17 protein-coding genes and 2 pseudogenes are annotated in these 14747 nt (G+C 52.7%); 12 read left to right on the forward strand and 7 right to left on the reverse strand.

The features are described from left to right. Positions 1–804 precede the first annotated feature (804 nt). Together HDF08_RS21830 and HDF08_RS17205 are read left to right on the forward strand one after the other, a co-directional pair. Positions 805–1677 (forward strand): PEP-CTERM sorting domain-containing protein, encoded by an 873-nt coding sequence (locus HDF08_RS21830; protein WP_257031196.1) that lies wholly within the window; start codon positions 805–807, stop codon positions 1675–1677. Between the two features lie 162 nt (positions 1678–1839). Next, entirely contained in the window at positions 1840–2205 is a 366-nt protein-coding gene (locus tag HDF08_RS17205) for a DUF6908 domain-containing protein (protein ID WP_179639804.1), read from the forward strand. A gap of 312 nt (positions 2206–2517) precedes the next feature. Here HDF08_RS17205 and HDF08_RS17210 read toward each other — a convergent pair whose 3' ends face one another. The 3 genes and pseudogenes from HDF08_RS17210 to HDF08_RS22225 all read right to left on the reverse strand — a co-directional run. Further along, a complete protein-coding gene (locus HDF08_RS17210; protein ID WP_179639805.1) occupies positions 2518–3018 on the reverse strand; it encodes a hypothetical protein in 501 nt (166 codons plus the stop codon). Positions 3019–3317: 299 nt separating this feature from the next. Beyond that, a pseudogene (locus tag HDF08_RS21475) lies at positions 3318–3809 on the reverse strand (PDDEXK nuclease domain-containing protein); the annotation flags it as partial. After that, a pseudogene (locus HDF08_RS22225) lies at positions 3788–4336 on the reverse strand (DUF1016 N-terminal domain-containing protein); the annotation flags it as partial. The pseudogenes HDF08_RS21475 and HDF08_RS22225, both read right to left, overlap by 22 nt. Positions 4337–4610: 274 nt before the next feature. Between HDF08_RS22225 and HDF08_RS22230 the strand changes: the two are divergent. Then, a complete protein-coding gene (locus HDF08_RS22230; RefSeq protein ID WP_373563217.1) occupies positions 4611–5075 on the forward strand; it encodes an ATP dependent DNA ligase in 465 nt (154 codons plus the stop codon). A gap of 53 nt (positions 5076–5128) precedes the next feature. Here HDF08_RS22230 and HDF08_RS17225 read toward each other — a convergent pair whose 3' ends face one another. Further along, entirely contained in the window at positions 5129–5443 is a 315-nt protein-coding gene (locus HDF08_RS17225) for a KH domain-containing protein (RefSeq protein WP_306459723.1), read from the reverse strand. Between the two features lie 1454 nt (positions 5444–6897). Between HDF08_RS17225 and HDF08_RS17230 the strand changes: the two genes are divergently transcribed. The 4 genes from HDF08_RS17230 to HDF08_RS17245 all read left to right on the forward strand — a co-directional run bounded on the left by HDF08_RS17230 (position 6898) and on the right by HDF08_RS17245 (position 9465). Continuing rightward, the gene (locus HDF08_RS17230; RefSeq protein ID WP_179639808.1) at positions 6898–7344 is read left to right on the forward strand and encodes a ferritin-like domain-containing protein; all 447 of its coding nucleotides are present in this window, start codon (positions 6898–6900) and stop codon (positions 7342–7344) included. Positions 7345–7498: 154 nt separating this feature from the next. Next, positions 7499–7696, forward strand: a complete 198-nt coding sequence (locus HDF08_RS17235; protein ID WP_179639809.1) for a hypothetical protein — start codon at positions 7499–7501, stop codon at positions 7694–7696. A gap of 82 nt (positions 7697–7778) precedes the next feature. Then, on the forward strand, positions 7779–8639 hold the full coding sequence (locus tag HDF08_RS17240; RefSeq protein ID WP_218884745.1) for a hypothetical protein: 861 nt from the start codon (positions 7779–7781) through the stop codon (positions 8637–8639). 208 nt (positions 8640–8847) lie between these two features. Continuing rightward, entirely contained in the window at positions 8848–9465 is a 618-nt protein-coding gene (locus HDF08_RS17245) for a YciE/YciF ferroxidase family protein (protein WP_257031197.1), read from the forward strand. Positions 9466–10008: 543 nt separating this feature from the next. Here HDF08_RS17245 and HDF08_RS17250 read toward each other — a convergent pair. Both HDF08_RS17250 and HDF08_RS17255 read right to left on the reverse strand, forming a co-directional pair. After that, a complete protein-coding gene (locus HDF08_RS17250) occupies positions 10009–10521 on the reverse strand; it encodes a MarR family winged helix-turn-helix transcriptional regulator (RefSeq protein WP_179639810.1) in 513 nt (170 codons plus the stop codon). A gap of 90 nt (positions 10522–10611) precedes the next feature. Beyond that, entirely contained in the window at positions 10612–10950 is a 339-nt protein-coding gene (locus tag HDF08_RS17255; protein ID WP_179639811.1) for a hypothetical protein, read from the reverse strand. Positions 10951–11184: 234 nt separating this feature from the next. Here HDF08_RS17255 and HDF08_RS17260 point away from each other — a divergent pair, with 234 nt between their 5' ends. Further along, the gene (locus HDF08_RS17260; protein ID WP_179639812.1) at positions 11185–11364 is read left to right on the forward strand and encodes a hypothetical protein; all 180 of its coding nucleotides are present in this window, start codon (positions 11185–11187) and stop codon (positions 11362–11364) included. Positions 11365–11481: 117 nt separating this feature from the next. Here HDF08_RS17260 and HDF08_RS17265 read toward each other — a convergent pair whose 3' ends face one another. After that, positions 11482–12570 carry a Y-family DNA polymerase gene (locus tag HDF08_RS17265; protein WP_179639813.1) on the reverse strand — a complete coding sequence of 363 codons (1089 nt, stop codon included), beginning with the start codon at positions 12568–12570 and terminating at the stop codon, positions 11482–11484. On the opposite strand from HDF08_RS17265, the gene HDF08_RS17270 reads away from it, so the two are divergent. The 4 genes from HDF08_RS17270 to HDF08_RS17285 all read left to right on the forward strand — a co-directional run bounded on the left by HDF08_RS17270 (position 12545) and on the right by HDF08_RS17285 (position 14737). Continuing rightward, the gene (locus tag HDF08_RS17270; RefSeq protein ID WP_179639814.1) at positions 12545–12790 is read left to right on the forward strand and encodes an ATP dependent DNA ligase; all 246 of its coding nucleotides are present in this window, start codon (positions 12545–12547) and stop codon (positions 12788–12790) included. The genes HDF08_RS17265 and HDF08_RS17270 overlap by 26 nt on opposite strands. Positions 12791–13227: 437 nt before the next feature. After that, the gene (locus tag HDF08_RS17275; protein WP_257031198.1) at positions 13228–13782 is read left to right on the forward strand and encodes an RNA polymerase sigma factor; all 555 of its coding nucleotides are present in this window, start codon (positions 13228–13230) and stop codon (positions 13780–13782) included. After that, positions 13779–14270 carry an anti-sigma factor family protein gene (locus HDF08_RS17280; protein WP_179639816.1) on the forward strand — a complete coding sequence of 164 codons (492 nt, stop codon included), beginning with the start codon at positions 13779–13781 and terminating at the stop codon, positions 14268–14270. The genes HDF08_RS17275 and HDF08_RS17280 overlap by 4 nt, the downstream gene beginning before the upstream one ends. Beyond that, positions 14267–14737 carry a PLDc N-terminal domain-containing protein gene (locus tag HDF08_RS17285; protein WP_179639817.1) on the forward strand — a complete coding sequence of 157 codons (471 nt, stop codon included), beginning with the start codon at positions 14267–14269 and terminating at the stop codon, positions 14735–14737. Before HDF08_RS17280 ends, HDF08_RS17285 begins: the two co-directional genes overlap by 4 nt. Positions 14738–14747 lie beyond the last annotated feature (10 nt).

Consider the following 14747-nt stretch of genomic DNA (forward strand, 5'->3'; position numbering starts at 1 on the left):
GAAGTGTGGCGGATTAAAGATGTGTATTCGAGCCGTCTAGTCTGATCCTCACGGGACCCCGCGTCGGTGCGTTATGGAGGGACGTGTTTATCTCCACCGGTACCAGAAGGTCACCTCATCTTCTGCAATCGAATGGATTGTGATAAGCCCCTTTTCTTATCCTGTCGTTGGAAAGAGGAGTTCTATGTCTGAAAGCCTGATCTCGATAGCTATAACCTCAGCCATTTTACTGGCAATGCTCGTCTTTGTCCCATGCCTGGAACTGACGGCCCGAGGTTGCAGGCGGATTAAAAGATCCGCGTGGCGTGCCGGAAACCTAAAGATGGTTCGGAAACAGAGTCTCTGGGCGCTCCGCCATAGTCGCAACGCGCGCTGAAACCAAGATAATTCAAGAAGTGCCAATGGAGCGTAACCGAATGAAGACCCGTTCTCTGAAACTAATACCCGATGGATTCTCACAAGGGCGCAATTGTTTGCACGGACGCTCGGTTTAACACAACAATTAAATGCTTTGCTTTGAACGATCAAGATTGGCGCGGCAATTGCATCTAGTTTCGCGTCAGCCAACAAAGGCTCCAACATGCGGAATGCTTTGTTGGCGAATTCTCGATAGAGACACTCGCGCAAACCAGACGGTTTGTCTCCGGTTACGTTTCTAGGCCCCTAAAAAATCATCTCTGTCTCGTTTGTGCCGGCGCTCCTCCGATGCCCTTTCGCCTCAGAAACTGCGTTCTTTTACCGTCCGCAGCGGAAGCGAAGGTTCGGGATTCTTTTACTCTTTCCAACCATCTCTGGAGGTATTTCTTGAAAAAATTACTTGTTTTGAGCTGCCTGTTGGCTGCCGCGACATCTTCAGCTCTCGCGGACAACTTCATCTACGGGGACAATGCCACCGGGGGCTCCCCATACGTCTTTCAAATTGATAAAACTACCGGCGCAGTTACTAACACGTATACGGGTCTCAGCGGCGTCAATGGTCGCGGCGTTGTAGTTGTCGGGACCACAATGTACTATACCTCGGCTACCACCAACGCCGTCTACTCCTACAACCTCGCGACGAAGACAGACAACGGACCTTTATTTACGGTCGCTGGCTCCACAGCCCTTTCTACCATCGCCTATGACGGTACGAACTTCTGGGTCGGCGATTACAGCGGCACAAATCACGCCTACTTGTACAGTCCTACCGGAACTCTGCTGAAGACCGTGTCGCTCGCAGACTGTACTGGCTATTGCGACGGCCTTGAATACTTCGTCATGAACGGTAAAGGGTATCTACTATCGAACGAGGCTGACGGCAGCGTAGATAACTACGATCTCTACGATACCAGCGGCAACCTTATTCAAGCCGACTACATCAACGCAGCGGCTCACTCTGGTGGAACAACCGGAATCGCGTTTGATGGAACCGATTTCTACACCTCCAACATCTTTCAGGGCTCATTCAACGAATGGTCCGAAAGCGGCACGTTCATCAAAACCATCACCCTCACCGGCGCGAACAGCAGCGATCCTTTCCTGATCGAGGACCTGTCAGCTGACTACTCACAAGTTCTGGGCGGTGGCGGCGGCGGAGGTGGCGGAACCGGTGTTACTCCAGAGCCAAGCACGTTCATCCTGTTAGGTACCGGACTGACCGGCTTTGCTGGATTGGTTCGTCGCAGGTTCGTTCGATAACCTCAACAGCAAGCATAGTTCAAGAGCCGCTACATTGCGGCCGCATTGGAGATGGAGCCGGCCCGTGGTCGGCTCCTTTTTTGCCGTAGCCCTTATCCTCTCTGCCATCGAGCCGCCCGCAGTGAACATCAGTGACACAGCAGCAATCACGGAGTTGGCCTGATGCAGACCATCATCCGCATCCTCGAGACGGCCGGAGGCTGGAATCCCGGCCTCTTCTTCAAGATCGAAACACGCTCTTTATGGCTCTTGTCATCGAGGGCCATAGAAGAACGCCCATCCGGTCTTCCAACTGTCTCTGTCACTCATCACGGCGAGCAAAATGGCGATCTCATGCGCGACCTAGAGATGTGCTTCGAGCTTCGCGATGGGCAACTCGATCCCTATCACTACCGAAACGACTACGTAGGCGTGGAGCAGTGGAGCCGGAACATCGTGGGCAGCCAATATGCCGTGCAGTGGGATAGCAACCTTCGCTGTCAGGGCTTCGCCAAAGCCTACGAGCAACAGTTGACCCAACCCATCTAGTACCCCGAACGGAGCGGACGAGAGAACCTCGTTCGCCCCCACCTTCATCCCTCACCAAATTCCAAGAAGAGCAACCATGCAGAACAGCAGCGCATTCCAACCCGATGCCGTCAACCTAGCCTTGATCGATTGGATTACCGGCTGACTGCGACATAACATTGCACAAAGGATAGGGTTCTAAGCCCAAACCGCCGAAAATGCCGTCTCAACAGATCTGGACCTACCATGATCGCATCCATGTCGATAGGCTTCGGTCATCGCTTCCCCCAATACAAAGTGGTCACCCATAAATAGACAGCGCGCGCGAAGCCGCTAAGAATTCCTGGCACCGTCAACTTTCGCGTCAACTCTCGGCAGACGCCATCCCTCGACAATGCCCCACACAGCGGCGATGGTGATCAGCACACTGCGAAAAAGATGCGCCATTTGCAGTTGTTGGTATGCCTTTAGTGTGAATCCGTGTTCTTGAATATCTCCTTGCGCGCCTGCCGCGAACGGTGTACTAAGGATGTTCAGTACGAGCAGTGTTGCGATGCCCCAAAGGGCGCGGCGCGAGGTGCGACCTGGCTCGCCCCACAGCCCGAGCACCGCTAATAGGCACATCAGACCGTAGGGCAACACTACGATCGGCAATCGGGTCGTATAGCCGCGGCTAAATGCTTGCAGGGCGGCATCACCAAGAGCACTCATGTCCACATGGATGCGATAGACGTTGAAGTACAGTAACCAGCCGACGCCGACATTCCACCACATCAACGCCACGTTGGTATCTTGCAGCCGGCTCGCCGCCGACCCGCCGATCCAAATGGGCATCGGACGCCGCCTGGCGGCCGCAAATCCCACAGCCACTATGTACAGCAACATTGAGGCGGCTAGCATTCCGAGGAAAATAAAAAAATATAGTGGCATATGCAAGGTCCCTCACTTTGTCCCGCAAACCCATGCGCCTAAGCATAGCTGCATTATCGATGAAGCATGCCACAGAGATTTTCGCCCCCGATTCGGAGCCGCTGCGCCAAATAATTAGCTGAGAAGTATGCCACATAATTAGAAAAGCCATAGTTTGGCCTAAAGACGATCTGAAGCCTAGAATTTCGGCAGGAAATCTGCCTTTAAGCGGACGATGGTTCACCAACTTTTGCTTGCTCTTCAATCCATTCCTCTAGCTTTTGCTGAAGTTCCTCTTTGCTCGGAAGATATAGCTGGTATTCCCGTGCATGGATATTCGCATCTTTAGGTAAGGTGATTTCGACGAGCGCAGTGTTCTTCTTCTTGCAGAGAACGATGCCGACTGTGGAGTTTTCCTGATCGTTTTTGACGAATCGATCGAAGTAATTGACGTACATCTGCATTTGGCCGAGATCTTGATGTGTCAGGTTTCCTATTTTCAAATCGATGAGCACGTAGCATTTTAGAAGACGGTTGTAGAAAACCAAATCGATGAAGAAGTGTTCTTCATCGAAAGTGAAGCGCTTCTGACGTGCCTCGAAAAGAAACCCCTTGCCCAGTTCAAGGAGAAAATGTTGTACGTGCTTGACGATCGCCGCTTCGAGATCAGATTCAGAGTGGGTAGCCCTGCCCTCTAGTCCAAGGAATTCCAAAACATAAGGGTCTTGAGTATGTCCTGCGGTCTCGAAACACCCTGTCCCTGATGGGAAAGGTCACGTATCGCCTTCTTGTCTCGGCTGAGTGCAAGTCGTTCGAAAAGGCCGGCATTGAATTGGCGTTTGAGATCTCGCAGTGTCCAGCCTTGCTCGGCTGCCTCGATCTCATAAAATCTGCGCTCCTGATCCTTTAGCCCCAAAAGAGATACGTAATGGGACCAGCTGAGGGTAAAAGGAACCTGTGCACGAGGTGAAGTAGATTGCCCAGACACTGTCTGGGCAATTGAAGAAGGGAGACTATTATCAAGGCCACCGAATTGCCCAGACAGCGTCTGGTATATTTGGATGTCTCGACCCGGATATACAAGGTAGAAACGGCGCATGTACTCGAGATTGCTTTTTGAAAACCCATTGCCAAAGTCCGTTGTTAGACGCTCAGCCAGTTCCTTAATGACTTCCTTGCGATATTGTGCGCGATCAGCTCCGCCCTGCTCGTGCTCGACGATTCGCCGCCCAATTTCATAGTTCGTCTGAACCTGTAAAAGATTACGCCCCGCGCCACCGTCTGACGGGCCGAAAGAACAAGCAGACGGATGCCGTCGTAGAGCTCGAAAGAATCAACTTTCTTCATAAAACTAGTATAGGTTCGCCATTCATCTCGCCGGCCTGCGGGAAGGTGAGCAGGAACCAACCTTTCCATCACACGACCGGCGTTTCTAATATAGCCTTCAAAGTCCCAGGTTATCGCTCACCGCGATCTCGATGTCTTGCTCCGACCCTAGATAACGTTCGGTCGCCTGGATGGAGGAGTGGCCGAGCAAGAATTTGATCTGCTCCAGATCCGCAAAGCGCTCGGACAGTATTTATCAACCGCGGCAGAGAAGTGACCTATGGTCCAAACACCGCATCAATCTCAGTCAGGAGTTCGTCATTGGCGGTTACGTGCCCAGCAATCTTGGACTCGATTCAACCATCGTCGGCTTCTACCGTGGAAAGAATCTCATCTATGCATCCCGAGTGCGAGCTGCCTTCGTGCCCGCCACTCGCCGGAAAGTCTTCGACCAGCTCAAACATCTAACGACCGCACACTGCCCATTCACAAACCTTCCCGAACCCAATAGTGGCCGGTGCGGACAGGGACTCACCGCTGAGAAGATGAAGGTGTGCGTTTGGCTCAAGCCGGAGGCAGTCGCCCAGGTAGAATTTTTAGAGTGGACCAGCAGACCACCTCCGGCACACCAAGTTCATTGCCATGCGAGAAGATAAGACCCCCGCAAAGTACTAAAAGAAACCTAAAAAAGCTCGCTGCTTTCGCGCGGTCATGCGTCCGGACGGCTTCTCAGGAAAGGTTTTAGGTCTTCGACGATATCGATTGAGAAACGATGCTGAAGTCTTACACTACAAGCGGCAAAGATTGTGCGAATGGACCGGGCTGTCCGGCCTTGCTTCCCAATGAGCTTTCCGATGTCCGAAGGGTGGACCGAAATGCGAAAGGTGGTTTGGTCGGAGCCAGCCGTTATCTCGATCGAAACAGCATCCGGTACATCGACAAGCGCGTTCACGATCCTCAGAAGGAGGCGCTGAACGGGTGTTGCGTCGACTAGCGTATTCGCGGCACTTGACATATTCACCATCTCAGGGAAGCCTCTCGCAAATCCTAACAGCAAAATCCAACTCTCTTGTTCTCGCTTGGGGAGAAGGCGAAGATCCAATCAAGATCATCAAAGAATTAAGACCGTTTTAGGGTTGGTGAACTGCTTAGAGGTTTAGAACTGCAAGCGAGGTACGAGATGAGGAAGGTAGTGGGAGTAAGCAAAGGAAAAGTAACGTCAGTCGATCAGAAGCCAACCCAGAATGCGTGGCCCCCCCCGACATCGACGGCATGATGTCGGGCCAGATACACGAATTCTACGAAAGACTGGGTCACGAAGCCGCTATTCGCGGTGAAAAGCAGTTGAAAGAGGCGCATCAAGCTTGGATACATGGATGGACCATGGAGATGGAAGGCCAGGACAAACTAGAACATCTAAAAAAGGGTCATTAAACGTCCTAATGTGGTCGTCTCAGAGGGAGCGATCCGATGCTGTGGTCTCCCATTCGCCCTTCGTTTCTTTCTTAGGTGGCCGAGTTCTACGAAGGTGGGCAGGGTAGACTTACTACGCACTCACTATGCCTTGGAGGAAACGAGCTAAATGTTGAACATGATTTCGCTACATCAAGCCGGCGTTCGTTTAGCGTTGAAGATTGCTGCGGTCTTCTTATGCTGCATGTCGCTCACAGGGTGCCTCGTTGCAGGAGTGTCCAGCAATGGTAGAGCGTTTATATGGCCCGGTGGATTGGGATTGGTCGTAATAATCCTGCTTATAGTCTTTCTTCTCCGGCGTCGCTAGGTACCGGCTTAATGGACTCAGATCGTCTGAACTGACCGTTCGTCACTCTATCGAGGTCGTCAAGTTCGATCTTAATGAGAGCCGACGTCCCCCGAAGAATTTTTCTGACTCTATCAATCGCAGCTATCTCAGTAATCGTAGGCGCGCCCTCATCTTCTGCTAACGTTTTTTGATGATCTAAAGCACTCAGTTCGGACTGGATTCCGTCAAGGATTTCACGAAAAAGGTGTGACGCAATTCGCATATTAAGGACCTAACTTTCTTTAGAGGCAGTCCATCCGATTTCTTCGAGGCCTTCTTGTCGGACGGTATAGGGATGACCCATGTTGCAGACATGGACTATCTCATCATTTGCAAGCTCTGCTTCAGCCTTTCGATGTCCAATTGTTTGGTAGCATTCGCGGCAAATTGAATCGAAAGAAGAATCCCGATTCGGTCGATGAACAAATCGCATTCGTTCATTCATGGTGAAATCCCCTGAGGGGGACTTTTAGGTTAACGCACCAAGGGCGATAGTGTCATCTGAATTCATATGGTACGATGTGCTAGTGTAAGTTATTGATTCTAAGTCCGATAACGCTACTTATGTATAGTGGAAATAAATAACTCGTTCCGTTTAATCCGCACTTATAGCAACCGTTAACTAGGTTCTACCAACCCCAAGTACGACTCTCGCTTCAAACAAAGCGAGGTGTCACATGGCAGAAGGCTATTCGCTGGTAAAGACAATTGTGCAGATACTCCACGACGGACAAACCGGTTTTGCAGACCTTGGAGAGAAGCTGAAGAGGCCCGACCTTAGAGAATTCTTTTTGGCAGAGTCCGCTAACCGTGGCAAGTTTGCTACTGAACTTGAGGCAGAACTCGCACTGGCAAAAGGCGACACGAAAGACATTGGTGGTACCGCAACCGGAGCGCTTCACCGCACCTGGGCAGATCTAAAGGCCAGTCTTGGCGGGGGTGATCACGCTCTATTGGAGACCGCAGAACAGGGTGAGGATGTTGCCAAGAAGGCGTACCAGGAAGCCTTAGAAGCAAAGGATCTCCCCTCTTCAGTTACTCGCGAGCTGCTTACGAAACAACAAGCGCACATTTTAGCTTCGCACGACAAAGTGAAGGCGTTTCGAGACAGCACAGCCTCTTAAAGTAACCCAATCCGTAGAGCACCCCAATTGAGGGCGGCTTTGTCGCGACTAGGCCAGCGTTGCATTGGGTTTCGGTCTCTTCTTAGGTCGACCGAGTGATCAATCTTAGTGTATGCTCCTCCGCGGGCGTCACATGCCCAGAAAAGAGACCACTATGGCTCATCAAGCGCATAAGAAAGCTGCGGAACATCACGAGAACGCGGCGAAGGCACACCACGCTGCTGCTGCTCACCACGAAAAGGGCGACCATAAAGCGGGCGCTGAACATTCCAAAAAAGCTCATGATCAATCGACCGAGGCTCACCAGCACTCCACCGAGGCGCATGGTAAGTCGTTAGCGGCAACTAAATAGCGATTGTCGGGCTTAGGAAGAACGTGTCTTCGTGTTCTTTCTAAGCCTCACTTTCTTGCTTCCTTGAAATAACGGAGAAATCATGGCACATGTAGGAAATGTGAACTTACCAGTGGAAGATCAACGAACTGGATATAGAAGTGTAGGAAATAACGAAGCCAACTCATCTGGAGTCTCTTGGTCCGCCGTTGTTGCAGGGGCCTTTGTTACAGCGGCTCTTTCGCTGATCCTTATAGCTTTGGGTACGGGCTTAGGACTCGCTTCAGTATCGGTTTGGTCTGGTGTGGGAGCTTCGACATCAACGATCGGAGGCGCTGCAATCGTTTGGCTCATTCTCATCCAGATCATGAGCTCTTCGATGGGCGGCTACTTGGCCGGCCGGTTGAGAACAAAATGGGCCGGTATTCGTACGGACGAAGTGTACTTTCGCGACACCGCACACGGTTTCCTAGCCTGGTCGGTTGCATTAGTTGTCACCGCAGCGTTCCTTACTTCAGCTGCTACCTCCCTCATGGGTGCAGCGCCAGGTAGCGAGAACTCAACTGCCGCAACCAAAAACCAGGCAGGCACAGCAAGCCCCAACCCTTACTTCGTCGATTCCCTTTTCCGTACCGATGGTTCGAAACCTGAAATAGACAACACTTCAGTAAACCGGGAAGCGGGAGTGATCTTTGCAACAGCTCTCAAACAGGGCGATCTCTCCGCCGCAGACAAAACTTACCTTGATCAACTGGTGATATCCAAAACCGGGCTGAGTCAGAGCGACGCCGATAAGAGAGTTTCCGACCTGTTTCTGAGCGTTAAGGCAGCAGCTGAAACCGCACGCAAATCCGTCGCCCATACCTTGCTTTGGACCTTTGTTGCTCTACTTATCGGAGCCTTCTGCGCCAGCTTTGCCGGGACAATTGGGGGAAGGCAACGGGATCATGTTGTTGCTATCTAGACGCATCGAACTTTGTCGAATTTTCTCAACAGCAAAAAATAAATATTAAGGAACACTCCCATGCGCTCGATCCTGCTTCTCCTTCTCGGTGTACCTATCCCAATCGTCATCCTCATTGCGTTGTTCAGCCACTGAGCTCACGTTTTATCAACTATCAAGGTCTTTTTTTTTCCGCGTTCCTAATTTCCTGGAACACGGTCGCAATCTCTTGGCGACAACTGGCGACAAAGGAGACCAAGATGGCATTACGAGACGTTCTGTTGGACGAACTTCGCGACATGTACAGTGCGGAAAATCAGTTAGTGAAAGCATTACCAAAGCTTGCGAAAGGAGCGAAGAACCCAAACTGAAGCAACTTTTCGCGGCACACCTGGAGGAAACCAAGGGTCAGGTCGAGCGGCTAAAGAGAGTCTTTGGCGAATTGGGCGAGAAGCCTACAGGGCAGCACTGTAGTGGCATGGAAGGCGTCGTGGAAGAGGGTAAAGACGCATTGGAGAAAGATGAAGATGGCGCGTCATTTGATGCTGGGCTTGTTGGGGCGGCCTTACGTACCGAACACTACGAGATTGCAGGCTACGAAGCCTGCATCTCCATGGCGACCGCTTTGCCAATGCCGAAGATTATCAGGCTGCTCAATGCCAATCTGAAGGAGGAGTTGTCGGCGGCGAGGAAGATCACGGCAGCAGGGGCACCAATCATGAAGCAGAGCGCCAGAGAGCCAGAGCAGGCGAAGAAACCTAAGACCGAGAAAGAGAAGTACTCCGCTAAAAAGAGCGAAGAAGATGATGCGAAAGCCACGCCTGAACTCAACACGTCTAGTACTTAGTAGCAATCCGCTTGCCCGAGTGCCGTTGACTACGACGGGACTTTTGATGGATGGATTCTGGCTAGGAGCAAATGCGGAAGATTGTCCCGTTCCGCTGCCCTTCTGCCGTTATCGCGCCCTTGTGCTTATCAAGACTATGTTTGCTCACCCGTGGTCCCAAGGCTCCAAGACTGCGTTTTCGTGAAAGGGTTCAAACGCTGATGGAAAAGGGCGTTCCCTTTCCGCTGTCAGCGATGGTTGACCCGAAAGCAGTGTGCACCGCTCCATGGTTCAGAGGAGGCAACCTTTCCGGAATGCTCGTTCTCCAAGTATAAATACTTCGTACTACGAAAGGAAAACCCAATGAGCCAACCGAAGCTGTATCCCGTCGAAGAAGCAATTAAGGCGCAGAAGTCTCTCCGCGAAGCAGCCGGCCTGGGGCCTGAGCAGTTCCCATCCAGGCGTTTGTTGGAATGTTCAGCGACGAGATTGAGTCTCTGCGGAAGCGTGGCAAGACGGATGAAGATATCGCATCCCTTATTCAGCGGAACAGCGAGATCGAGATCACTGCTGCCGAGATTGCCGAGAACTACGCCTCCCCTGAGGAGCGTCATCAGCATGGCGAGTAGGCTTAGGGGACTCCGGGCTCAAGGCGCTGAGCTTCACCATCTGCTCAAGGCCGGCAAGGAGGCCCTCACGCCTTGTCTTACTCATTTGACTAAATATCCCGGTCAGGAAGGCGTGGAAATCCGAAGATGTGGAATTCTGTAAGCTTTCGCCTGCCTTTGTAGCGAAGATGTTGATTTTCCGCCCGTCTTCGATTTGACGGATTCGGCGGACAAGACCTCGCTCTTCCAAAGAATGAACGGTGGCGTTTAGGGTGGCTGGACTTAAGTTCAGTCTTCTCGCGAGTTCAGTGAGCGTCATGCCTGCGTTTGGGACCACATTCAACGTCATGAACTGAGTCGCGCTCAATCCTGCCTGCTGGAAGCGGTTGAAGTTTGCGGCTTGGATCACCTGACGAAGCTGCATCCATGTGGCAATAAAGCGGGTTGTCTCGGTTTCGAAAGCCGACATGCATCTATTGTGGACGAGATCTCGGAAGTTGGCGGCAACTCCTATGACCCCTGAGCCAACTCCGCCAAAGCTCTCAGTGTCTGCCCCTAACTAAGGCACCTTTGAATGAACCTGTTGTATTCGCACCAACGCTTCGGTTTGTCTTAGGAGTTCAGCAGGGAGAACGAGAGGTGTTAGTTGGTGGATAGGTGCACCAGACGCATCCGCAGCGGTTCTAACCCATTGCTTCTCTGCCTCTGGCACGGTGTAACAAACCACGATCAAAGAGTACGGCACTTCAGCTTGTCCTAGCAGGCTACGAACGCCATCTTGACCTATTGCAACCTTCACCAGAAATCCGGCTTGTTCAAGCAGCATCCTGCGAGTGTCCAGAAGCATCGCGTCATGACCATAAATCAGTATTTGGCGAGATGTTGGTGAAGAAGACACGGGTACTCTTTCTCAGTCTCTTGTTTTACTACACAGCTAACTTCGGGGAGGGTCTGGTCATCTTACCTGAGCAGTCCCAAGAACGTAAAACAATATGCCGTCATCTCTTGATGAGATGAAGTTGGAGAAGATTCAATTACCCTAGAAGAGCTAACCACGCGGCTACAGCAAGTGGAAGACGCTGTCTCTGGGAGCGCAGCCTTAGTTGAGGTTCGCGCTCATACGCGAGCGTTGATGACGGAAGTCGTCAGGCCTTTAGAGGCGATCAACAACCTTGTTTATCTCGCGCTAAATGATTCTGATGATCCTGTGAAAGCGAATCTTTACATGCAAATGGCTAAGGGTCAAATTGCCTTGCTCAATGAGATCACACTATCTACGCTTCGCTTCTGCGATGAGCAACCCAAAAAGTAACTGATCTCGTCTCCGAAGTTCTAGAATCGCCCCCAGCCTTAGCGCACATAAATTTCCATTTCTTGAGGTGCCCCCTAGATCAGTAAACTTACCTGATAAGAAGGTCACCTGCTGAGTCTACGCTCGAACTCGCGGCAATTCTGCCCAGCGTGTGGTCCAGCGCGGCAACCGATGTTCCGCCCGAAGCTTCCAGCTCGCGGTTTTCCCTCCCGCGCTCAGAATTCGCACCGTATCACGGCCAAGGTCGGCGTTCAGTCCGTCCATGACCTTCCACACCCGTTCCCTCTTCTCGCGCTCGATGTCGTTCCAGAGCGCTGGTTGCCGCACCGTCTCAGGCAGCAGCTCTGTGATCATCACGCCGGCCTTTGCATAGCGGAAGCCAGGACGCCACAGACGTTCGCCAAGGCGAACCGCCAGCGCGACCACCTCGCCGGTATCGTTTGTCGTTTCTACAAACCGTGCCGTCGCACCGTTTGAGTAGAAAGGGTCATTGTTGAAGGTGTTTGTATGCATGAAGACAAACAAATTCTCCGCCGCTACCTTGTACCGGCGCATCTTCTCCGCCGCGCGGGTGGCGTAGCTTGCGATGGCCTCTCGCATTTCTGACCAGGATGTGACGGCTTTGCCAAAGCTCCGGGTAACGGCGATTCCCTTCCGCGTCGGCTCCAGCAAATCCAGCGGCAGACAGGAGATCCCGCGCAACTCATAAACCTCGCGCCCACCGGTCACCGTCATCAGCGCCCGTGCATCGTCGGCTTCGAGCGCGGCCAAGTCCGCAGCTGTCGAGACGCCTAGCTTTGCCAGCTTTGCGGCGGACGCCCCGCCGACGCCCCAGACCTCTTCTACCGGCACAGCAGACAGCAGCTCCGCCCGGACCGTAGCGGAGCGTAGATCGCAAACGCCAACATATTGCGGCCGCTTCTTTGCGATAAAGTTTCCTACCTTAGCAAGCGTCTTTGTTGGAGCAATGCCGACGCAAGTAGGAATACCGGTCCAGCGCAGAACGCGATCGCGCAGCTCGCGCGCCATGCTCTCCACTTCTCCTTCCCGGAAGTCCGTCAAGTGCAGAAAGCTCTCGTCAATCGAGTAAGTTTCCACCGTCGGCACCATAGACGTCAGCGTGTCCCCGACCCGCCGCGACAGGTCGCCATAGAGCGCATAGTTTGAGGAGAAGACTTTAATGTTCGAGAAGATTAAGCACCTCAAAGCGGCGAAGTGCCCCTTCGCAAATCTTCCGGAACTCTCGGAAGGCCGTTGGGGGGCCGGTCTTACCGCTGAGAAGATGAAGGAATGCGTTTGGCTGAAGCCCGAGGCCGTAGCTCAAATAGGATTTCTGGAGTGGACCGGTGCCGACCATCTGAGACACACCAAATTCGTTGCGCTTCTCGATGACAAAGACCCTAAAAAGGTTGTCAGGGAAACTTAGGTAGACGTTGAGCAGTTGATCATTTTGAAATAGCAATCGGTGACGAACCGTGACACGCCCGCGATCCTCGATGAGTGCCTTGGCGATTTGGCACACATCGAGAAGGGACCTTTGCTTTTCTGAACATCGGGCCGGATTTGCGGAGAGGAACAGGTCCGCTGAGATCCTCTCTCCCTTGTCTAGGCTTTCTTTTCTCTTTAGGGGCGTCCAGAGGGGATATTTCTCTTTCCAGAGGGTTCTCTAGCGGCAATTTGTCTTGAATTGAGGTCCGATCAGGCCAACTTCCAGATTGCCGACCATTTCTCCAGAAAATGTATCGAACCGCCAGAAGCAAGTTTCGGGTTTCCAATAGCCAATGGTTCTACTTTTCGTAATTTTGGGTTCATGGTTCGTATACCCCACGTATGTTCGATTATGAGCTGATTTCGAGGGCGTCCATGGAAAGCGATCCGCAACGAATCGCGCTTGGGTTGCGACAGAGAGATGTCGCTGTCCTCGAGACGCTGGTCGAGCAATACCAATACCGGCTTGTTCGCTATCTCGTCTCCCTGTTGGGCAGACGCGATGGAGTTGACGACTTCGTGCAGGAGACGTGGCTCCGAGTCCTGGAGCGAGGTGAGTCCTACGACGGGCACTCCCGCTTTGAACCCTGGCTCTTCAGGGTGGCACGCAATATTGCTCTTGATGCCATGCGTAAGCGACCGATGTTTAACCTGGACTCAAATGAGGAGGATGGTGTTCGCTCATCGCCTGCATCCGGTGAGCCTTCGCCATACACGCTTGCGGCGCGGACACAAGATGCCGAGCGGCTTGCCCACTCTCTGCAAACTCTGGAGCCCGTCTATCGCGAAGCCCTCGTACTGCGTTTTCAAGAAGACCTATCTCTACAGGAGATATCAGTGATTGTGGGAGCGCCGGTCTCTACCGTAGCTTCCAGAATTTATCGAGGACTGGCAACGCTGCGGCCGCAGTTTGAGGGAGACACAGCATGAATATTAACCACCACGACACTTTCCAACGCATGATCGACGAGAGTCTGGCGGGCGTCCTCTCAGCGGAGAAGGAACAATCTCTTCGCGAGCATCTCTCCACTTGCGCTACCTGCAGGGAGTATCTCAGCGCCAGCAACCGGATTATCGCGGGCCTCAGCGGTTTTTCCTTCGAGGTAAATCCAACCCTCAATGCCAGGGTTCTGGCGGCCCTCAGGCTGCAGGCGAAAGAGGGTCGTGGGATTCTTGCGCGTGACACCGGGGCAATGCGACAGCACAGCGTGCCATTCAAAAACTGGGCTGCATTTGCTGTAGCACTCTCGATGTCATTTATCGGATCGGCACTCGTATACCGGATGGCCACGCGCCTGGGGGTCCATTTTGACACTGCTCAAGTCCAGGCAGGCGTGCTCGTTTTTTGGCTACTGCCATCTCTTTGCGCAGCCTTATGTCTGCTCGCGGCCCCTGGTGAGAATCGAGGTATTGCATGACACAGCAATCGGCGGTGCTTTTGATAGCGTTTTTGGCCGGAATTGTAGTTGCGGCTGTCTTATTGGGAACGGCAACGCGGAAGACTTTACCCCGATGTGCAATGGGCATCGCGGCACTGGCGATCCCGATTTGGGTGCTCTATTTTGCTTCCGGCCAGGGCCGTTCCCTCCTTGCCACCAAAGGATTTCTCAGTGCGATGCCGGAAGCGCTTTGGTTTGGCTTAACGTTTGGCGTCTTCACCGCGGCTTTTTTCCTTGCCCTCGGATATATCTTCGGGGACGCAAAAAGGCGTCAGAAGCCTGCCTGGGCCTGGGTGATTGCCGCTTTCCTCATACCCAATTTCATTGGATTCATCCTTTATTTTCTGTTCCGAGGGCCTCTCCTTGGGCCTTGCAGCTCCTGTGGCAAGCCTATTCGCGGGGGAGAAGCATTCTGCAGCCACTGCGGAAACTCGCAGGGTTCTTAATATCGAACGG

Source organism: Tunturiibacter empetritectus (assembly GCF_013410875.1).
In the GTDB taxonomy this organism is placed as follows: Bacteria; Acidobacteriota; Terriglobia; order Terriglobales; family Acidobacteriaceae; genus Edaphobacter; species Edaphobacter empetritectus.